This is a genomic window from Thermus aquaticus (genome assembly GCF_001280255.1).
Lineage (GTDB): Bacteria > Deinococcota > Deinococci > Deinococcales > Thermaceae > Thermus > Thermus aquaticus.
On sequence record NZ_LHCI01000106.1, the window covers coordinates 477,168 to 496,111 of the forward strand.

Consider the following 18,944-nt stretch of genomic DNA (forward strand, 5'->3'; position numbering starts at 1 on the left):
CCCCAAGGGGGTGGGTATGCGGAAGAAAACCCTCATAGGCATAGCGGCAGTAGGGCTAGCAGGCGTGGCCTCGGCGGAGGGGATCAACGGGGCGGACACGGCCTGGATGCTGGTATCCACGGCCCTGGTCCTCCTCATGACCCCGGCCCTGGCCTTCTTCTACGGGGGGTTGGTGCGGAGCAAGAACGCCTTAAACACCATGATGATGAGCTTTGCCGCCCTGGCCTTCGTGGGGGTGGGCTGGGCCCTTTTGGGGTACAGCCTGGCCTTCGCCGAGGGAAGCCCTTGGATAGGGGGGCTCGGCCACGCCCTCCTTCAGGGGGTGGGCCTCGAGGCCAAGGGGAGCATCCCCCATCTCCTCTTCATGGCCTTCCAGGGCACCTTCGCCATCCTCACCGCCGCTTTGGTCTCAGGCTCCCTGGTAGAAAGGATGCGCTTTCCCGCCTACCTGGCCTTCCTCACCCTATGGGGGCTCTTGGTCTACGCTCCCCTGGCCCACTGGGTCTGGGGCGGGGGGTTCTTGGGCGAGATGGGGGCTTTGGACTTCGCCGGCGGGACGGTGGTCCACATCAACGCCGGCATCGCCGGGCTGGTGGGGGCCATGGTCCTGGGCGCCCGGAAGGACTACGGCCGCCAGGCCATCCTGCCCCACAGCGTCCCCTTCACCCTCTTGGGGGCCGCCCTCCTCTGGTTCGGCTGGTTCGGCTTCAACGGGGGTAGCGCCCTGGCCGCCAGCGAGATCGCCGCCTTGGCCTTCGTGAACACCCTTCTGGCCCCGGCGGCCACCCTGGCGGTCTGGATTCTCCTGGACCTCCTGCGCACCGGAAAAGCCACGGCGGTGGGCGCAGCCACAGCCATCATCGTGGGCCTGGTGGCCATCACCCCGGCGGCGGGCTTCGTCTCTCCCCTTTCCGCCCTGGTCCTGGGTGGCCTCAGCGCCCTCCCCAGCTACTTCTTCCTCCTCTACCGCCCCAGGACCCGGCTGGACGACGCCCTAGACGTCTTTGGGGCCCACGGCCTGGCGGGGATCACCGGAGCCCTCCTCACCGGCATCCTGGCGGAAAAGGCCTGGAACGGGGTGGCGGACGGGCTCCTCTTCGGGAACCCGGGGCAGCTCTTCGTCCAGGCGGTGGCGGTGGGCGTGGCCATCCTCTACTCCGCCCTGGGCACCTTCCTCCTCCTCAAACTGGTGGGGCTCTTCACCCCCTTGCGGGCAACCCCCAAGGAGGAGGGCGCGGGGCTGGACGTGGCCCAGCACGGGGAAGAGGCCTATGCCAGCGGGGAAGGGGCCATCCTGGTGCTCTCCGAGGGTCTACCCCCTGCCCCCAAGCCTGCGGGAGGTAAAGCATGAAGCTGGTTGTGGCCATCATCCGTCCGGAAAAGCTCAACGAGGTCCTGGAAGCCCTCTTCAAGGCGGAGGTGCGCGGGCTTACCATCAGCCGGGTCCAGGGGCACGGTGGGGAGACGGAAAAGGTGGAGACCTACCGGGGCACCACGGTGAAGATGGAGCTCCACGAGAAGGTGCGCCTGGAGATCGGGGTCTCCGAGCCCTTCGTCAAGCCCACGGTGGAGGCCATCCTGAAGGCGGCCCGCACCGGGGAAGTAGGGGACGGAAAGGTCTTCGTCATCCCCGTAGAGAAGGTCTACCGCATCCGCACCGGCGAGGAGGACGAGGCGGCCGTGACCCCGGTACAATAGGGGTGTGACGGCCAGGCAGCGGCGGATTCTCCACCACCTGGTGGAGGTGTACATAAGGACCAAGGCTCCGGTGCCCTCGGCGAGGCTCGCCGAGGCCCTGGGCCTTAGCCCCGCCCTGGCCCGGTACGAGCTCATCGCCCTCGAGGAGATGGGCTACCTCAGCAAGCCCCACGCTTCCGCGGGAAGGGTGCCCACCCGCCAAGCCTACCGCCAGTACGCCCTCTCCCTCCTTCCCCCCGCTCCCCTTCCCAAGACCACCCAAGAAAGCCTCCTGAGGGCCCTGGAGGGGGCCCGTGAGCCCGAGCTCTTCCTGGTGAAGATGGCCTCGGGGCTTTCCGGCTACCCCGCCCTGCTCCGCCTCCGCCCCAAGCGGGCCCCAAAGGTCCTCCAGATCCACTTCTCCCCTCTCCCCGAGGGCACTTTGGCCGTGGCGGTGCTGGAGGGAGGCAGGGTGCGGGAGGTCCGGCTTCCCCACACCCTGCCCAAGGAGAAACTTCGGGAGGCGGAGGAGGCCCTCTCCCGGCCCTTCCGGGAGCTTCCCGAGGCCCCCAAGGGCCTCGAGGACCTCTTCGCCCTCCTGGGCCGGGCCCTTTCCGCCGGGCTTTCCCTCACCTATCGGGAGGGCCTCGCCCAGGTCCTCAAGGAGCCCGAGGCCCAGGACCCAGGCTTCCTGGAGCGCCTGGTCCGCCTCTACGAGCGGGGCGAGGAGGACCTCCTCACCCCCCCGGGCCGGGTGGACGTGCGGGTGGGGGAGGTGGAGGGGCTGGCCCAGGTGCAGGCGGGCCTGGAGCAGGGGGAGTGGCAGGGGGAGCTGGTCCTTTTGGGCCCCATGCGGATGCGCTACCCGGAGGCCCTCTCCGTGGCCCAGAGCCTCTCCCAGGTCTATACTGGTACCCATGCGGGTTGAGGTGCGCCTCTTCGCCCTGTACCGGGAGCAGGCGGGCCAGGACCGCCTCCACCTGGACCTTCCCGAAGGCGCCCGGGTAAAGGACGCCAAAGAGGCCCTGGAAAGGCTTTTCCCCGGCCTCTCCCTCCAGGGGGGCATGGCCGCCGTGAACCAGGCCCTGGCCCAGGGGGAAACCCCCCTAAGGGAGGGCGACGAGGTGGCCTTCCTGCCCCCGGTCTCGGGGGGGCAGGACAGCTTCGGCCTCACCCATGAACCCTTGGACCTGAAGGCCCTGGTGGACTGGGCCACGGCCCCCGAGTACGGGGCGGTGGTGAGCTTCCTGGGCACCACCCGAAGCCCCAACCGGGGAGAGGAGGTGGCCTATTTGGAGTACGAGGCCTACCCGGAGATGGCGGAAAGGGTCATGGCGGAGATCATCGGCGAGATGCGGGCCCGCTGGCCCCTGGGCCGGGTGGCCCTCTGGCACCGCTTGGGTCGGGTGGACCCCGGGGAGGCCTCCATCGCCATCGTGGTCTCGGCCCGCCACCGCAAGGAGGCCTTCGCCGCCTGCCAGTACGCCATTGACCGGGTCAAGCAGGTCCTCCCGGTCTGGAAGAAGGAGCACCGCCAGGACGGAAGCTTCTGGGTGGAGGGCTTCGCCCCGGAGGAAGGGCGGCTTTGATACCATCCCAGGCTGGCCCAAGCCAGCCTGGGGGCCCCAAAGGAGCGCATCCGAGGCCCAGGAAGGGAAACGGGAAGCAAGGGCATGACCTCTTTCACCGCCGTCGCCTTTATCCTCCTCCTCGCCCTCTGGGCCCTGCCCCTCCTCCTGGGCTTCCTCTCGGGAAGGGCCTACCGGGAGGGCCGGGGCCGGGTGGCCCTGGGCCTCCTCCTCTTCGGGGTCTTCCTGGGCTTTCTGGCCCGCCCCAGGCCCCTGGGGCTTTTCTTCCTCCTCCTGGGCCTGCTTTTAGGCTACGGCCGCCTGCGCTAGAATGGGAAGATGACCGAACGGGCCCTGCGCCCCCTAACCGAGGAAGAGTACCTGGCCCTGGAAAGGAAAAGCCCCCTTCGCCACGAGCTTCTTGAGGGGATCCCCTACGCCATGGCCGGGGCGGGCCTGGACCACAACCTCATCGTCACCAACCTGGTGGCCCTCCTCAAACCCCTGGCCCGGGCCAAGGGGTGCCGGGTCTACAGCGAGACGGTGAAGCTCAAGCTTTCCGAGGACACCTTTTACTACCCCGATGTGATGGTGGTCTGCGGCCCCAAGGCCCATCCCCTCTACGAGACCGCTCCTTGCTTGGTGGTGGAGGTCCTTTCACCCAGCACCGAGGCCCAGGACTGGCGGGAAAAGCTCGCCCGTTACCTCCGCCTACCTAGCTTGGAGGGCTACCTCATCCTCCAAAGCGAAACCCGAGGCGGAACCCTATACCGCAGGACCCCGGAGGGCTTCCAGGAGGAGGCCCTGGGAGAGGTCCTCCACCTACCCCGCCTGGAAGGCCCTGTGCCTCTAGACGCCATCTACGAGGGCGTGGCGTGAAACCCATCCTGGAGCTTTTCCCCGAAGAGTTCCCCGGCGAGGGCTACCGCAAGGCCCAGATCGCCCACTGGGTCTTCGCCCGAGGGGTCCTGGACTTCGCCGAGATGACCGACCTCCCCAAGGGCCTGCGGGAGGCTTTGGTCAGGGAGTGGCGCGTGAGCGAGTTCCAGCTGGTGGAGGCCTACCCCAGCAAGGACGGGAGCGTCAAGTACCTCTTCACCCTCCTGGACGGGAAGAAGACCGAGGCCGTCTACATGCCCTACCAGAACCGCAAGACGGTCTGCCTCTCCAGCATGGTGGGCTGCCCCGCCGGGTGCACCTTCTGCGCCACCGGGGCCTTGGGCTTTGGGCGGAACCTGACCGCGGCGGAGATCCTCTCCCAGCTTCTCGCCATCGCCCACCACCAGGGCCTCTCCCCCAGGGAGATCCGCAACGTGGTCCTCATGGGCATGGGGGAGCCCCTCCTGAACCTCACGAACGTCCTCAAGGCCATCCGGGTCATGCTCCACCCCAAAGCCCTGGCCATGAGCCCAAGGCGCATCACCCTCTCCACCGTGGGCATCCCCCGGGGCATCCTGCGCCTGGCGGAAGAGGACGTGGGCGTGCGCCTGGCCCTCTCCCTCCACGCCCCCGACGACGAGACCAGGCGGAAGATCATCCCCACCGCCCACCGCTACCCCATCGCCGAGATCATGGCGGCGGTGCGCCGCTACTACGAGCGCACCAAGCGGCGGGTCACCTTTGAGTACACCCTCCTCAAGGGCCTGAACGACCACCTTTGGCAGGCCCGGCTTCTGGCCAAGCTCCTCAAGGGGATCAGCGCCCACGTGAACCTGATCCCCTTCAACCCCTGGGAGAACGCCCCGGTGGAGGGGACACCCAAAGCAGGCATCCTGGCCTTCGCCGAGGAGCTTAGGCGCCTGGGAGTGCCCACCTCCATAAGGTGGAGCCGGGGCCGGGACGTGGGGGCCGCCTGCGGTCAGCTGGCCCTCAAGGCCCCCAAGGCCCTCACCTTCACACCCCTTCTAGAAGACGCCGGGCAATGACCACCTTGAGGATCTCGCTGGTCCCCTCCCCGATCCTGGTGAGGCGGGCGTCCCGCCAGTAGCGCTCCACGGGGTAGTCCTTGACGTAGCCGTAGCCGCCCAGGATCTGGATGGCCTCGTCGCAGGCCCTGACCGCCACCTCGCTGGCGAAGAGCTTGGCCTGGGCGGCCTCGAGGGCAAAAGGCCTCCCGGCGTCCTTGAGCTCGGCCGCCTTGAGGTACAAAAGCCTCGCCGCCTCCAGCTCGGTGGCCATCTCCGCCAGCTTGAAGGACACCCCCTGGAACTCGGCGATGGGCCTGCCGAAGGCCTCCCGCTCCTTGGCGTGGCGCAGGGCGAAGTCCAAGGCCGCCCGGCCCAGGCCCACGGCCATGGCGGCGATGCCGATCCTGCCCCCGTCCAGGACCCTGAGGACGTCGTAAAAGCCCTTCCCCCGCTCGCCCAAAAGCCCCTCCTCGGGGACGAAGAGGTCCTCCAGGAGGAGCTGGGCGGTGTCCGAGGCGTTGAGGCCCAGCTTCTCCTCCTTCCTCCCCACCCTAAGCCCCTTCTCGGGCCGGAAGAAGGCGAAGGCGGAGATGCCCAGGTGCCTCTTCTCCGGGCTTGGGGCCGGGTCGGTCCGGGCCATGATCACGTAGACCCCGGCCACGCTCCCCTGGGTGATGAACTGCTTGGTGCCGTTTAGGAGAAACCCCCCGGGCACGGCCTCGGCCCTGGTCTTGAGGGCGGCAGCGTCCGAGCCCGCCCCCGGCTCCGTCAGGCCCCAGGCCCCCAGGGCCTCCCCCGAGGCCAGCTTTGGCAGGAACTCCGCCTTCTGCTTCTCGTTCCCGGCCAGGAGGATGTGGCCCGTGGCCAGGGAGTTGTGGCTGGCCACGGTGAGGGCCAAAGCCCCGTCGTAGTAGGCGACCTCCTCCACCATGCGGGCGAAAAGCCGCATGGGGAGGCCGGCGCCCCCGTAGGCCTCGGGCACCGTGGCCCCGAAGACCCCGAACTGGGCCATCTTGCGCACCAGGTCCCAGGGGAAGGCCCCCGTCCGGTCCCTCTCCGCCGCCCCCGGGGCCACCTCCGCCTTCAGGAACTCCCGCAAGGGCCCCAGGACTGCCCGCTCCTCTCTGCTTTCCTCAAACCACAGGGTCATGGTGGGGTCAGTATAACACTTTCCTGCCGAATGGCAAAAATGCGTCAGACCACAGGGCGTGCTAGAGTCTTTCCCGATGCTCCTCCTCCTGGGCCCCACGGACGTGGGCAAGTCCACCCTGGCCCAAAGGCTTCTGGAGCGGGCGGGCGAGGCCTACCTCCTGGACCTGGACCCCGGGCAGGGGTCCTTGCCCGGGACCTTCACCCTCTTCCGGCACCGGGGCGGGCTTATCCCCGTGCGCCGGGCCCTGGTGGGGGCGCTTTCCCCGGTGGGGGTGGAGGCCAAGGCCCTGGTGGCCGCCTTGCGCCTGGCCCGCCTCATCCCCAAGGGAAGCCCGGCCATCGGGGACACGGACGGCCTTCTGGACCCCACCTACCGCCTCCTTCAGGTGGACGCCCTAAGCCCCGCCGAGGTCCTGATCCTGGGCTCCGAGGCCCTCTACCAGGCCTTAAGCTGGCGCAAGGACCTGAGGCTCCGCCTGGCCAAGCCCCTCCCCGAGGCCAGAAGGAAGACCGCCGCCGAGAGGCGGAGGGCCCGCTTGGAGCGGCTTCTCGCCCACTTCCAGGGGGCCATACCCCGGGCCTTTCCCCTGGAAGGCCCCGCCGAGCCCGGGAGGCTCTACGGCCTCCTGGACGCCGAAGGCTTCTTCCTGGCCTACGGGAAGCTCCTGGCCTGGGAAGGGGGGGAGGGGATTTTCCTCACCCCCCATGAGGGGGAGGTGGCCCGCCTCGAGGCCACCCGCCTAAGCCTCCCTACCCCCGCACTACCAGGTTGAGGATCTTGCCCGGGACGTAGATCTCCTTGACGATCTCCTTGCCCTCCAGGTGGGCCTGGACGTTTTTCACCTTGAGGGCCTCGGCCCGGGCCACCTCCAGGGGGGCGTCCTTGGGGATCTGGATGGTGCCCCGCACCCGGCCGTTCACCTGCACGGCCACCTCCACCACGTCCTTCTCCAGGGCCTCCGGGTCCAGCTCGGGCCAGCCCGCCTCAAAGAGGCTATTGGGCCAGAACCAGTGCCAAAGCTCCTCGGCCAGGTGGGGGGCGAAGGGGAAGAGCATCTGCAGGTAGTAGCGGATGGCGGTGCGGTAGAGGGGGGTGACGGGGCGCTCCCGGCGGTACTCGTAGAGGGCGTTCAGGAACTCCATGAGAGCGGCGATGGCGGTGTTGAAGCGCAGGGCCTCGAGGTCCTCCGTCACCTTCTTGAGGGTGGCGTGGAGCTTTCCGTAGAGCTCCCGGTCGGCCCCCTCCAGCGCCTCTTTCTGGAACCTACCCGAGATCTTCTCCAGCTCGGAGCGGTCCTCGGCCACCCGCCTATAGATCCGGTTCAGGAAGCGCCAGGCCCCCTGGACCCCCTCCTCGGTCCAGACCATCTCGTTCTCGGGAGGGGCGGCGAAGAGGATGGTGATGCGGGCGATGTCGGCCCCCTCCTCCTTCACGAAGGGCCCCACCATGACCCCGTTGCCCTTGGACTTGCTCATCACCGCGGGCTTCCAGAGGTGCACGGTACCGTCCTCGTGGGGCCTGAGCTCGGCCCCCATCTTCTTCACGTCCTCCAGGGAAAGCTCCCTTTCCTGGACCTCCAGGCGGATGCGGGTGGGCTCGGGAAGGCGGACCCTCTCCCCTTCCACCTCCACAGGGCCGAAGTCCGTCCAGGCCAGGACCATGCCCTGGGTGAAGAGGCCCTTGAAGGGCTCCTCCACCTCCACCATCCCCAGGTCGTGGAGGAACTTGGTGAAGAAGCGGCTGTAGAGGAGGTGCAGCACGGCGTGCTCCACCCCGCCGATGTACTGGTCCACCGGCATCCAGAAGTTGGCCTTCCCGGGGTCAAAGGGGAGGCGGTCGTTGTGGGGGTCGGTGTAGCGGAGGTAGTACCAGCTGCTGTCAAAGAAGGTGTCCATGGTGTCGGTGTCCCGCTTGGCGGGGCCGCCGCATTTGGGGCAGGTGGTCTCGTAGAACTCGGGGTGGGCCTCCAGGGGGCTTTTCCCCTTGGGCCGGATGTCCTCAATGTCCTTGAGGTCGGGGAGGAGGACGGGAAGCTCTTCCTCGGGGACGGGCACCACGCCGCAGGTGGGGCAGTGGACCATGGGGATGGGGGTGCCCCAGTAGCGCTGGCGGCTGATGAGCCAGTCCCGGAGGCGGTAGGTGACCCTGGCCTTCCCCAGGCCCTTTTCCTCCAGCCAGCGGGTGATCCGCCCCTTGGCCTCCTCACTCATGAGGCCGTCAAAGGGCCCCGAGTTCACCAGAACGCCGGGCTCCTCGTAGGCCCTTTCCAGGGGCTCGGGGAGGGGTTCTCCCGGCCGCTCCACCACCTTCTTGATGGGGAGGCCGAACTTCTTGGCGAACTCGTAATCCCTCTGGTCGTGGGCGGGCACGGCCATGATGGCCCCGGTGCCGTAGCCAAAGAGGACGTAGTCGGCGGTGAAGATGGGGATCCTCTCCCCAGTGGCGGGGTTTAGGGCGTAGGCCCCCAGGAAGACCCCGGTCTTCTCCCTCCCTTCGGCCTGGCGCTCAATCTCCGTCTTGCGCTTGGCGGCCTCCACGTAGGCCAGGACCTCCTCCCGCCGCTCGGGGGCGGCGAGCTCCAGGGTGAGGGGGTGCTCCGGGGCCAGGACCATGAAGGTGGCCCCGAAGAGGGTGTCGGGGCGGGTGGTGAAGACGGCGATCCGCTCCTCCCTCCCCTCCACGGGGAAGAGGATCTCCGCCCCCTCCGATCGGCCGATCCAGGCCCTCTGCATGGCCTTGACCTTCTCCGGCCAGTCCAGGCCCTCGAGGTCCTGCAAAAGCCGGTCGGCGTAGGCGGTGATGCGGAGGTACCACTGCGTGAGTTCCCGCTTCTCCACGGGGGTGTCCTCGTGCCGCCAGCACCGCCCTTCCACCACCTGCTCGTTGGCCAGGACCGTCTGGCACTTGGGGCACCAGTTGACCAGCCCCCCCGCCCGGTAGGCCAGGCCCTTCTCCCACATCTTGATGAAGATCCACTGGTTCCAGCGGTAGTAGTCGGGCTCGCAGGTGGTGACCTCCCGGTCCCAGTCGTAGAGGATGCCCATGAGCTCCAGGCTCTCCTTGGCCTGGCGGATGTTCTCGTAGGTCCAGTCCCGGGGGTGGAGGCCGAACTTAAGGGCGGCGTTCTCCGCCGGAAGCCCGAAGGCGTCCCAGCCCATGGGGTGGAGGACCTCGTAGCCCTGGACCTTGCGGAAGCGGGCCAGGACGTCCCCCATGGTGTAGTTCTTCAGGTGGCCCATGTGCAGGTCCCCGGAAGGGTAGGGGAACATGACCAGGACGTACTGCTTCCCCCTCTTCCCGGGGACCTCCTTGGCCTTCATGAAGCCCTTCTCTTTCCAGAAACGTTGCCACTTGGGCTCTATGGCGTGGGGGTTGTACTTCTCCATCCTCGGCCTCCTCAAAAAAACCCTTCCCCTCCCTGGGAAGGGACGGCCAGGCCCCTCCCCACTTAGGGGGCTAGCCTGGCCCAGCGCATAGAACCATCATACCCCTAGGCCCTCAGGGCCCGGGCCACCACCGCCCCCAAAAGGAGGGCGTAGAGGACCAGGTAAAGGCCCAAAAGGGCCAGGACGAAGCCCGCCAGGGGCCCGTAGAGGAGCTCGTACTGGGAGCGGGGCAGGAGCCTGGGCAGAAGGAGGCGCACCCCCTCAAAGAGGAGGGTGGCCACCCCCGCCCCGGCGCTTAAGGGCAGGAAGTCCCTAAAGCCCCTAAGGCCCCGGAAGAGGGCGTAGGTGAGGAGGAAAAGGAGAAAGGCAGCAAGAAGGGGTAAGAAGGCCTCGAGGGGGCCCAATAGGCTTCGCCACTCGGGGGGAAGGTAGCGCAGGAGAAACCCCAGGAAAAGCCCCAGGAGGGAAAGGAGGATGAGGGAGAGGGCCAGCAGGGGGGGCATGAGGAGGCCCAAAAACCGGTGGCGGAAGCCAAAGGGGCGCCCGAAGACGAGGCCCAGGGCGTAGCTCAAGGCGGCGAAGAAGTTGCTCCCAGACCAGAGGAGGAGGAGGCCGCTTCCCAGGGTGAGGGGGAAGGCGCTTCGGGTCAGGAAGGCCAGGGTCTCCCCCGCCAGCTCTGGCCGGGCGGGGAAGAGGGCCATGGTGAGCTCGGAGAGGCTTTGGAAGACCTCGGCCTGAAGGGTGGGGTTCCCCTTGAGGAGGAGCCCAAAGAGGCCCGCCAGAAAGAGGAGGAGGGGCGTGAGGGAGAGGAGGGCGTAGTAGGCCAAAGCGGCGGCGAAGAAGGGGACGTGGGCCTCCTGGTAAATCCGGATGAGGTCCCTAAGCAAGGCCCTCCACCTCCTCCGCCCCCTTGGGGTCCCCGGCCTTTAGGAAGAGGCGGATGGCCGCCTCCTTGTGCCTTTGGGCCTCCTCCTCCTGGCCGAAGCGGAGGTGCCACTCCAAAAGGCCCCGGTGAGCGCAGGCCTGGGCCACGGGGTCTTTGGCGGCCTCGGCCTCGGCGAGGCTCTCCCGGAGGAAGGCCAGGCTTTCCCCCTTCTCCCCGAGGAGGAGCCAGATGTAGCCCCGCTCGTAGAGGTTCACGGAGCGGGCCAGGGGGTCAGGGGGAAGGAAGCGGGCTTCCTCCTCAAAGACGGCGAGGGCCTCCTTTAGCCTACCCGCCATGCGGAGGACCATCCCCACATGGTGGAGCGCCCGGTGGCTCCCCGATTCCCGGTAGAGGGCCCGGTACAGGGCCAGGGCCTCCTCGTGCCTTCCCTGGAAGGCCAGGGCATACCCCAGGACGAAGCGGGCCTCAGGGGAAGGGTCTTGGGCGAGGAGCGCCTCGGCCTCCCCGTAGCGCCCCGCCCCTATAAGCCGCCAGGCCTCCGCCAGACCCTTCACGCCCGCTCCTGCCCCTCCCCCAGGGCCACCCACTTCAGGGTGGTGAGCTCCATAGGGCCCATGGGCCCGTAGGCGTGGAGCTTGGAGGTGCTGATGCCGATCTCGGCCCCCAGGCCCAGCTCAAAGCCGTCGTTGAAGCGGGTGGAGGCGTTCCAGAGGACCAAGGAGGCGTCCACCTCCTCCAAAAAGCGCCAGGCCGCCCTGGGGTCTTCGGTGCAGATGGCCTCGGTGTGGCGGGAGCCATAGCGGGCGATGTGGTCCAGGGCCTCCTCCAGCCCCGAGACCACCTTGACCCGTAGGACGAGGTCCAGGTACTCCCGGTCCCACTCGTCCTCCCGGGCGGGGACCGCCTCCTTAAGGAGGGGAAGGGCCCTAGGGCAGGCCCTGAGCTCCACCCCTTTGGCCCTCATGGCCTCCTCCAGGAGGGGTAAGAAGGCCTCCGCCACCTTCTCGTGGACCAAGACGGCCTCGAGGGCGTTGCACACCGCGGGCCGCTGGGTCTTGCCGTTCACCGCCAGCCGCAGGGCCATGGAGAGGTCCGCCCCCTCGTCCACGTAGAGGTGGTTGACCCCCTTCGCGTGGGCCAGGACGGGCACCCGGGCCTCCTTCTGCACCAGGCGGATGAGCTCCTCGCCGCCCCTGGGGATCAGGAGGTCCAAAAGCTCCAGGCGGCACATCTCCAGGATGGCCTCCCGGTCGGTGGTGGGCACCAGGGTCACCGCCTCCTCGGGAAGCCCCGCCTCCCTCAGGGCCTCGTGCCACAGGGCCACCAGGGCCCGGTTGGAGCGGAAGGCCTCCTTACCGCCCCTAAGGAGCATGGCGTTTCCCGCCTTGAGGGCCACGGCCACCGCCTCCACCGTGGCCCCGGGCCTGGCCTCGTAGATGAAGCCGATGAGGCCCAGGGGCACCCGCATCCTCCCCACCCTGAGGCCGTTGGGCCGCTTGGCGAGCCCCTCTATCCGGCCCAGGGGGTCGGGAAGGGAGGCCATCTGGCGAAGCCCCTCGGTGAGGGTCTTCAGGTCCTTCTCCTTCAGGGCCAACCGGTCCAGCTTGGCCCGGGAAAGCCCGGCCCTTTCCGCCTCCTCTAAGTCCTCCCGGTTCGCCCTCAGGACCTCTTCCCAGCGGCCCTCTAGAAGCTCCGCCATCCGCAAAAGGGCCAGGTCCCGCCTCCCCTTGGCGATCTCGGGAAGCCTCCTTTTCGCCCTTTCCGCCAGCTGCCAAAGGGTCACGCCCGTCATCCTTCCTCCTTCAGGGCCAGGTGGTCCCGGTGGACCACCTCCTCGGTGTAGCGGTAGCCCAGGACCTCCTCAATCTCCCCGCTCTTACGGCCCCTGATCCGGGCCACCTCTTCGGAGGCGTAGTTGGCCAGGCCCACGCCCACCTCCTCCCCGCTTTCCGTAAGGAGGCGGACCGCCTCCCCCCGGGAAAACCGCCCCCGCACCTCCTTGATGCCGGCGGGAAGGAGGCTCGCCCCCCGCTCCTTGAGGGCCTGCACCGCCCCCCGGTCCAAAACGAGCTCCCCTTTGGGGTGGAGGAGGCCGTAGAGCCAGGCCTTCTCCCCGCGGTAGCGCCTTCTGGCGTGGAAGTAGGTGCCTATGGGAACCCCCTTCAGGGCCTCGAGGATGACCCCGGGCCGCCTGCCGGGGAGGAGGAGGGTGGGGATGCCCACCCGGCCCGCCAGCCTGGCGGCCAGGAGCTTGCTCCGCATCCCCCCGCTCCCCAGGGGGTTCCCGCCCCCGGCGTGGGCCAGGACCTTCTCCACGTCCTCCACCTCGAGGATGGCCCTGGCCCCGGGGTTCAGCTTGGGGTCCTCCTCGTAGAGGGCGTCCACATCGGAAAGGAGGAGGAGAAGCCCCGCCTCTACCAAAGCGGCCACCCGGGCGGAAAGCTGGTCGTTGTCCCCGAAGCGGATCTCGTGAAAGGCCACGGTGTCGTTCTCGTTGATGATGGGGACCACCCCCAGGTCCAGAAGGGCCCTAAGGGTGGCCTTGGCGTTCAGGTAGCGCTCCCGGGCGGAGAGGTCCTCGGCGGTGAGCAGAACCTGGGCCACGTGGAGGCCCAGGGGGGCGAAGGCCTGCCGCCAGGCGGCCATAAGGAGGGGCTGGCCGATGGCAGCCAGGGCCTGCTTCTTGGGCATGTCCTTGGGCCTGGGGAGGCCCATGAGGGCCATGCCCGCCGCCACCGCCCCCGAGGAGACCAGAACCACCTCCCGCCCCTCCTGGCGCAAAAGGGCCACCTGGCGGGCGATCTCCCCCATGACGTCCGGGTCCAGCCCCCCCTCCCCGGCCAGGACGGCGCTCCCCACCTTCACCACCAGGCGTTTCGCGCAAAGCCCCGGCCGCATTAAGGCCCAGGATAGCACCTCTCATTCCCTTTCCCTTGGTGCCTGTTTCCTTCGGCCCACCATGTCTGGTAACTTCCCCAGGAACCTTTTGCAGGGGCCCCCATGCTGGCTTGGGCCAGCATGGGGTGGTATCAGATGGGCTAGGGGTCCGGAGATACCTTTTCCCCCGCTAGCCGGAAGCGCCCCCCCTCAAAGGCCACCCGCCCTTCCCGCCTGAGCCGCACCAGAAGGGCGAAGAGGCGGGCCTTGGTGAGGCCTGGGTGGAGGGGCCTGAGAGCGGCGTGGAGTTCCTCCAGGGTACGCTCCCGCGCCAGGGCCTGAAGCAAAAGGGCTTCCAGGCGCCGTTCCCGCACCCTTCCATTATTGACAAGTCCCCTTGGGGCGTGGTATGTTTGAGCTTGGCTTGGGCCCGTAGCTCAGTTGGATAGAGCGGCTGACTACGGATCAGCAGGTCAGGGGTTCGAATCCTCTCGGGCCCGCCAAGGTCCCCCGGAACCTTCCGGGGGTTCGCCTTTTTGGGGCCCTACAATGGGGCCATGAAGATCTACACCAAAACGGGAGACGCGGGGGAGACCGGGCTCTACGGGGACGAGCGGGTGGTGAAGGCCCACCCCCGGGTGGAGGCCTACGGCACGGTGGACGAGGCCAACAGCGCCATCGGCCTGGCGCGAAGCCTTCTGCCCAAGGAGCACCTGGACCTTCAGGACCTTCTGGAGCGCATCCAGAACGCCCTCTTTGACCTGGGGGCCGACCTGGCGACCCGCATGGGAAGCCCCTATGAAAAGAACATTGCCCGCATGGACGCCGAGGACGTGGAAAACCTGGAGAGGGCCATAGACCGCTACCAGGAGGAAAGCCCCCCCTTCCGGGGCTTCATCCTGCCCGGTGGGCACCCGGCGGCCGCCGCCCTTCACCTGGCCCGCACCGTGGTGCGCCGGGCGGAACGCAAGGTGGTGGCCCTGAGCCGGGAGGAGCCGGTGAACCCGGAGACCATCCGCTACTTAAACCGCCTCTCCGACCTCCTCTTCGTCCTGGCCCGGGTGGTGAACGCCCGGGAAGGGGTCAGGGAGGAGGGCTGGCTGGTCAAGAAAAGGCGCTAGGGCCAGGGCTTGCCGTAGACCCGGACCTCGGCCCCGGGGAAGGCGTTTTCTAGGAGATCTTTAAGGAATAGGGCGGCGGAGGGCAGAAGCCCCCCGCAGGGGCCTTCCATGTAGAGGAAAAGGTACCGGGGCCGCCTGGGGGACTGGGAGAAGCCCAGGCATCCCTCGTACTCGGGAAAGTACTCGTAAAAGAGCTCCAGAAGGTCCCGCACCAGGTCCTTGGCCTCGGGCAGGGCCTCTATGGAGCTTCTGGGCTTGACCCAGAAGGTCATGGCCTTCACGCCTCCATTATCCCCCTCCCAGGGGGGCTTGCAAAGTGATATCACACTGCTATAATGGGCTTGTGATCCAGGCCCAAGGCCTCACCAAGCGCTATGGCCCCAAGACCGCCGTGGAGGGGCTATCCCTGAAGGTAGAGCGGGAAGAGGTCTACGCCCTCCTTGGCCCCAACGGGGCGGGCAAGACCACCACGCTGAGGATGCTCGCCACCCTGGTGCGTCCCACGGCGGGAAGGGCGGAGGTGGCGGGGGTTGACGTGGGGAAGGAGCCCTTGGAAGTCCGCCGCCGCCTGGGCCTGGTGAATGGAGGGATGCGGGTCTACGACCGCCTCACGGGGCGGGAGATCCTGGCCTTCTTCGCTTCCTTCTACGGCCTCGAGGGCCGCGCCTTTAAGGAGGCCCTGGACTGGGTGGTGGCCCTTTTGGAGATGGAGGAGACCCTGGAGAAAAAGGTCCTGGAGATGTCCACGGGCATGCGGCAGAAGGTGGTCATCGCCCGGGCCATCCTCCACCGCCCCCCGGTCCTCCTCCTGGACGAGGCCACCGCGGGTCTGGATGTCTTCGCCAGGCGGGCCCTCCTGGACTTCGTGAAGACCTACCGGGACCTGGGGAACACCGTCCTCTACTCCACCCACGTCATGCCCGAGGCCGAGGAGGTGGCCGACCGGGTGGGCTTTTTGCACCAGGGGCGCCTGGTCTACGAGGGAAGCATGGAAGAGGCTTTGGCCATGGGGGAAGGAAGCCTGGAAAAAGCCTTCATCCGAAAGGTGAGGGAAGCGGCATGAAACCCGTCTGGCGTATCGCGTGGAAGGAGTTGGTCCAGGTCTTCCGGGACCGGAAGCTCGTCTTCTCCACCCTAGTTCTCCCCGTACTCCTCATGCCGGTCTTCATGTTCGGCCCCCACCTCTTCCTCTCCCGCCTCCTGGAAGGGACCTCGGCCAAGGTCCAGGAGGTGGCCGTGGCCGGGCTTCCCGAGGAGGCCCTGGAAGCCCTCCTTAAGGCCAACCTGGCGCCAAAGCCCGTAGAAGACCCGGAAAAGGCGGTGCGGGAAGGAAAGTACCCCGTGGGCGTGGTCTACGAGGGGGGCCGCTACCGGGTCTTCGGCCGCCTGGCGGGAGGGGTTTCGGAAAGCCAGGTGGCGGTGGGCAAGGCGCAGGCCGCCCTCCAGGGCCTCAAAGAGAGGAAGGTGGCCGAGGCCCTGGCGGCGAAGGGGATTTCCCTGGACCTCCTCCATCCCTTTCAGGTGGAGACCGTGGACGCCTCGCCCCCTCGGGAAAAGGCGGGGGGGCTATTGGGCTTCCTCCTCCCCTTCTTCCTGGTGAGCTTCATCCTCTCCGGGGGGCAGGTGGTGGCGGTGGACGCCACCGCGGGGGAGAAGGAGAAGGGGACCCTCGAGGCCCTCCTCGCCGCCCCCGTTCCCCTCCTCCACCTGGCCCTGGGCAAGACTCTGGCCACGGTGACCATGGCCCTCCTTTCCGGGGTGGCGGGGCTATTGGGCTTGGCCCTGGGAGGGGTTCTGAGCGCCCGCCTGGGCGGGGAGCTCCTCGGCAAAGGGGGTCAGGTCCTCTCCCTGGGAGGGCAGATCCAGATGGACGGGGGAAGCTTCCTGGCCCTCTTCCTCACCGCCTTTCTCCTGGCCCTCTTCATGGGGGCGGTCATGGTGGCCCTGGGGCTCTACGCCCGGAGCTTCAAGGAGGCGCAAAGCTACATGGCCCCCCTCCTGCTCCTCGCCCTTTTCCCTTTGCTTTTCCTCCAGTTTCGGGGCTTTTTTGAGCTTCAACCCTGGCATCACCTGATCCCCCTCTTCAACACCGCCCTCCTCATGGACGCCCTCCTCAAGGGGCAGGCGGAGGGCCTCCAGGTAGCCCTCACCTGGGGCTCCACCCTGGTCTACGGGGCTTTGGCCCTCCTCCTGGCGGTGCGGGTCTTCGCCCGGGAGGACGTGGTCTTCAGGAACTAAGGAGGCGGTCCTGGTGTTTTTGGGGCGGTACGTGGGCACGGTGCGGGAGCCGGGCTTCCACTTCGCCAACCCCCTGGCGGCGAGAAAGCGCATCTCCCTAAGGGTCCACAACTTCACCTCGGATAAGCTCAAAGTAAACGACGCCCACGGCAACCCCATTGAGATCGCCGCGGTGGTGGTCTTCCGGGTGGTGGACACGGCCAAGGCCCTCTTCCAGGTGGAGAACTACCAGGCCTTCGTGGCCATCCAGTCGGAGGCGGCCATCCGGGCCCTGGCGAGCCGCTACCCCTATGACGCCGAGGGCAAGTCCCTGCGGGGCAACCCCGAGGAGATCGCCGAGGAGCTGAAGGCCGAGGTGGAGGAGAGGCTGAAGGTGGCGGGGGTGGAGGTCCTCGAGGCCCGCCTCACCCACCTGGCCTACGCCCCCGAGGTGGCCCGGGCCATGCTCCGCCGGCAGCAGGCCCTGGCGGTGGTGGCCGCCCGCCGGCTCTTCGTGGAGGCCGCCGTGGGTATGGTGCGGGAGGCCCTGGCGGGCCCCGAGGCGGCGGGGCTTCCCCTGGACGAGGAAAGGAAGGCGGCCATGGTCAACAACCTCATGGTGGCCCTGGTCTCCGAGGCCCAAGCCCAGCCCGTGGTCAACGTGGGCACGCTGTACACCTAAGGAGGCGGGTGAAGGGAAAGCCCGAGGGAAAAAAGGCCTTTCTCCTGAGGCTGGACCCGAGGCTTTACCGGGTGCTGGAGAAGTGGGCCCACGACGAGCTCCGGAGCGTGAACGCCCAGATAGAATACCTCCTCAAGGAAGCGGCCAAAAGGGCGGGGCGGTGGAAGGATGAGGACGAGGCTGGAGCCCAAGAGGGACGGGAACCCTAAAGCGCTCCTTCTAGCCCTCTACCTGGCCTCCCTCGTGGCCCTGGGCTTCCTCGCGGCCACAGCGGAGGCCTCGGAAAGAACCTTCCTCCTCGCCCTGGTGGCCGTGGATGCCCTGGTCATGGGAGCCCTCTTCGTTTGGCTTGCGGGCCTTCCCGAAAAGCTCTTCTACGTTCTGGAGGGCCCTTTCCTGGCAATACACCACGCTTGGGGCCAGAGGAGGGTGCACCGCTCGGAGGTGGCGGCCGTGGTCCCCACGGCCTACGCCCTACCCCTCCTCGCCCTCGGACCCAAAGCCGAGATGCCCGGCTACTACCGGATGCGCTTCCGCTTCAGAACCCCCGCTTTCCCCCAGGGGCTTCCCGTGGAAGCCCTGGTGGGGGCGAGGCGGGGAGAAGGGGTTCTCCTGGTCCTCAAGGACGACACGGGCCTCCTCCTGAATCCCGATGACCCCAAGCCCCTCATCTCCTGGAAGGAGGCGGTATGAAGGCCCTTTACTGGACCTACGGCCTCTCCTGGGGCCTGGCCCTCCTGGCCTACGCCTTGGGGGTTAGGCCGGAATCCCCAGCCATCCTGGCCCTGGGGGTTCTCTACATGTGGGTGCCGGGCCTGGTGGCCCTCCTTTTCGCCCGGAGAGAGGGGATAAGGCTTCCCCTGGCCTTCCGGCCCAACCGCTACTGGCTTTTGGCCTGGCTCTTCCCCGTTCCCCTCACCCTCCTCTCCGTCCCCCTCAGCCTCCCCTTCGGGGCCTACAGGGGCCTGGCCTGGACCTTTCCCGAGGGCCCACCGCCCCTCCCCGAACCCCTGCTCCTCGCCCTTGTCCTCCTCCAGGGGCTTTTCGCCGGGGCCACGGCGAACCTCTTGGTCGCCTTGGGGGAAGAGCTCATGTGGCGGGGGTACCTTTGGGAAAGGGTTAGGGAGCGGGGCTTTTGGCCCGCCACCCTGGAGATCGGCTTCCACTGGGGCCTCTGGCACGCCCCCATGATCCTCCTTTTCGGCCATAACTACCCGGACGAGCGCCTCCTGGGCGTGCCCATGATGATCCTCTTCACCCTCCTCCTGACCCCGGTCCTCCTCTACGTGCGGGAAAAGGGGGGTTCGGTCTTTCCTGCCGCCCTCCTCCACGGCACCCTGAACGGGGTGGCCGGGCTTTCCCTGGTTCTAGTGGAGCGCACCAACGACCTCCTCGTGGGGGTGGGGCTTCCTGGCCTCTTCCTCCTGGCCCTCTTTAACCTCTGGCTCAGGAGGCGGGTATAGTCAGGTG

Annotated in this window: 22 protein-coding genes, 1 tRNA gene and 1 pseudogene; 16 read left to right on the forward strand and 8 right to left on the reverse strand. The window is 67.8% G+C overall.

Annotated features, from left to right (window positions below):
- Positions 1-16: 16 nt before the first annotated feature.
- The 7 genes from BVI061214_RS03535 (at position 17) to rlmN (ending at position 5,170) form a co-directional block, all read left to right on the forward strand.
- A complete protein-coding gene (locus BVI061214_RS03535; RefSeq protein ID WP_053767317.1) occupies positions 17-1,351 on the forward strand; it encodes an ammonium transporter in 1,335 nt (444 codons plus the stop codon).
- On the forward strand, positions 1,348-1,698 hold the full coding sequence (locus BVI061214_RS03540; RefSeq protein ID WP_003046313.1) for a P-II family nitrogen regulator: 351 nt from the start codon (positions 1,348-1,350) through the stop codon (positions 1,696-1,698). The genes BVI061214_RS03535 and BVI061214_RS03540 overlap by 4 nt, the downstream gene beginning before the upstream one ends.
- A 4-nt stretch (positions 1,699-1,702) precedes the next feature.
- On the forward strand, positions 1,703-2,605 hold the full coding sequence (locus tag BVI061214_RS03545) for an HrcA family transcriptional regulator (protein ID WP_053767318.1): 903 nt from the start codon (positions 1,703-1,705) through the stop codon (positions 2,603-2,605).
- The gene (locus tag BVI061214_RS03550) at positions 2,595-3,266 is read left to right on the forward strand and encodes a molybdenum cofactor biosynthesis protein (protein ID WP_053767319.1); all 672 of its coding nucleotides are present in this window, start codon (positions 2,595-2,597) and stop codon (positions 3,264-3,266) included. Before BVI061214_RS03545 ends, BVI061214_RS03550 begins: the two co-directional genes overlap by 11 nt.
- A gap of 84 nt (positions 3,267-3,350) precedes the next feature.
- The gene (locus BVI061214_RS03555; RefSeq protein WP_053767320.1) at positions 3,351-3,575 is read left to right on the forward strand and encodes a hypothetical protein; all 225 of its coding nucleotides are present in this window, start codon (positions 3,351-3,353) and stop codon (positions 3,573-3,575) included.
- Positions 3,576-3,584: 9 nt separating this feature from the next.
- Entirely contained in the window at positions 3,585-4,124 is a 540-nt protein-coding gene (locus tag BVI061214_RS03560) for a Uma2 family endonuclease (RefSeq protein ID WP_053767321.1), read from the forward strand.
- Positions 4,121-5,170, forward strand: a complete 1,050-nt coding sequence (gene rlmN / locus BVI061214_RS03565) for a dual-specificity RNA methyltransferase RlmN (protein ID WP_053767322.1) — start codon at positions 4,121-4,123, stop codon at positions 5,168-5,170. The genes BVI061214_RS03560 and rlmN overlap by 4 nt, the downstream gene beginning before the upstream one ends.
- Here the strand turns inward: rlmN and BVI061214_RS03570 are convergent.
- Complete coding sequence (locus tag BVI061214_RS03570; RefSeq protein ID WP_053767323.1) at positions 5,139-6,302, reverse strand: acyl-CoA dehydrogenase family protein; 1,164 nt, start codon at positions 6,300-6,302, stop codon at positions 5,139-5,141. The genes rlmN and BVI061214_RS03570 overlap by 32 nt on opposite strands.
- Before the next feature lie 76 nt (positions 6,303-6,378).
- Here BVI061214_RS03570 and BVI061214_RS03575 point away from each other — a divergent pair, with 76 nt between their 5' ends.
- Positions 6,379-7,077, forward strand: a complete 699-nt coding sequence (locus BVI061214_RS03575; protein ID WP_053767324.1) for a Clp1/GlmU family protein — start codon at positions 6,379-6,381, stop codon at positions 7,075-7,077.
- Here the strand turns inward: BVI061214_RS03575 and leuS are convergent.
- The 6 genes from leuS to BVI061214_RS03605 form a co-directional block, all read right to left on the reverse strand.
- Positions 7,055-9,691, reverse strand: a complete 2,637-nt coding sequence (gene leuS / locus BVI061214_RS03580; protein WP_053767325.1) for a leucine--tRNA ligase — start codon at positions 9,689-9,691, stop codon at positions 7,055-7,057. The genes BVI061214_RS03575 and leuS overlap by 23 nt on opposite strands.
- 104 nt (positions 9,692-9,795) lie before the next feature.
- Positions 9,796-10,578 carry a YhjD/YihY/BrkB family envelope integrity protein gene (locus tag BVI061214_RS03585; protein ID WP_053767326.1) on the reverse strand — a complete coding sequence of 261 codons (783 nt, stop codon included), beginning with the start codon at positions 10,576-10,578 and terminating at the stop codon, positions 9,796-9,798.
- Positions 10,571-11,131: a tetratricopeptide repeat protein gene (locus BVI061214_RS14010; RefSeq protein ID WP_053767327.1), complete on the reverse strand. Its 561-nt coding sequence runs from the start codon at positions 11,129-11,131 to the stop codon at positions 10,571-10,573. Before BVI061214_RS14010 ends, BVI061214_RS03585 begins: the two co-directional genes overlap by 8 nt.
- A complete protein-coding gene (locus BVI061214_RS03595; protein WP_053767328.1) occupies positions 11,128-12,369 on the reverse strand; it encodes a glutamate-5-semialdehyde dehydrogenase in 1,242 nt (413 codons plus the stop codon). The genes BVI061214_RS14010 and BVI061214_RS03595 overlap by 4 nt, the downstream gene beginning before the upstream one ends.
- Positions 12,366-13,475 (reverse strand): glutamate 5-kinase, encoded by a 1,110-nt coding sequence (gene proB, locus BVI061214_RS03600; RefSeq protein WP_053767329.1) that lies wholly within the window; start codon positions 13,473-13,475, stop codon positions 12,366-12,368. The genes BVI061214_RS03595 and proB overlap by 4 nt, the downstream gene beginning before the upstream one ends.
- A 140-nt stretch (positions 13,476-13,615) precedes the next feature.
- Entirely contained in the window at positions 13,616-13,828 is a 213-nt protein-coding gene (locus tag BVI061214_RS03605) for a hypothetical protein (RefSeq protein WP_003046286.1), read from the reverse strand.
- Between the two features lie 52 nt (positions 13,829-13,880).
- Here BVI061214_RS03605 and BVI061214_RS03610 point away from each other — a divergent pair.
- Both BVI061214_RS03610 and BVI061214_RS03615 read left to right on the forward strand, forming a co-directional pair.
- Positions 13,881-13,957 (forward strand) — tRNA-Arg (locus tag BVI061214_RS03610).
- A gap of 54 nt (positions 13,958-14,011) precedes the next feature.
- Positions 14,012-14,575 carry a cob(I)yrinic acid a,c-diamide adenosyltransferase gene (locus tag BVI061214_RS03615; protein WP_003046284.1) on the forward strand — a complete coding sequence of 188 codons (564 nt, stop codon included), beginning with the start codon at positions 14,012-14,014 and terminating at the stop codon, positions 14,573-14,575.
- Here the strand turns inward: BVI061214_RS03615 and BVI061214_RS03620 are convergent.
- On the reverse strand, positions 14,572-14,847 hold the full coding sequence (locus BVI061214_RS03620) for a hypothetical protein (RefSeq protein WP_211256792.1): 276 nt from the start codon (positions 14,845-14,847) through the stop codon (positions 14,572-14,574). The genes BVI061214_RS03615 and BVI061214_RS03620 overlap by 4 nt on opposite strands.
- Before the next feature lie 71 nt (positions 14,848-14,918).
- On the opposite strand from BVI061214_RS03620, the gene BVI061214_RS03625 reads away from it, so the two are divergent.
- The 6 genes and pseudogenes from BVI061214_RS03625 (at position 14,919) to BVI061214_RS03650 (ending at position 18,937) form a co-directional block, all read left to right on the forward strand.
- On the forward strand, positions 14,919-15,638 hold the full coding sequence (locus BVI061214_RS03625) for an ATP-binding cassette domain-containing protein (protein ID WP_053767331.1): 720 nt from the start codon (positions 14,919-14,921) through the stop codon (positions 15,636-15,638).
- Positions 15,635-16,813, forward strand: a complete 1,179-nt coding sequence (locus tag BVI061214_RS03630; protein ID WP_053767332.1) for an ABC transporter permease — start codon at positions 15,635-15,637, stop codon at positions 16,811-16,813. The genes BVI061214_RS03625 and BVI061214_RS03630 overlap by 4 nt, the downstream gene beginning before the upstream one ends.
- Positions 16,814-16,820: 7 nt before the next feature.
- A pseudogene (locus tag BVI061214_RS03635) lies at positions 16,821-17,474 on the forward strand (SPFH domain-containing protein); the annotation flags it as partial.
- 8 nt (positions 17,475-17,482) lie between these two features.
- Positions 17,483-17,683 (forward strand): type II toxin-antitoxin system antitoxin, encoded by a 201-nt coding sequence (locus BVI061214_RS03640; protein ID WP_053767333.1) that lies wholly within the window; start codon positions 17,483-17,485, stop codon positions 17,681-17,683.
- Entirely contained in the window at positions 17,643-18,167 is a 525-nt protein-coding gene (locus BVI061214_RS03645) for a hypothetical protein (protein WP_053767334.1), read from the forward strand. Before BVI061214_RS03640 ends, BVI061214_RS03645 begins: the two co-directional genes overlap by 41 nt.
- A complete protein-coding gene (locus tag BVI061214_RS03650) occupies positions 18,164-18,937 on the forward strand; it encodes a CPBP family intramembrane glutamic endopeptidase (RefSeq protein WP_053767335.1) in 774 nt (257 codons plus the stop codon). Before BVI061214_RS03645 ends, BVI061214_RS03650 begins: the two co-directional genes overlap by 4 nt.
- Positions 18,938-18,944: the final 7 nt, after the last annotated feature.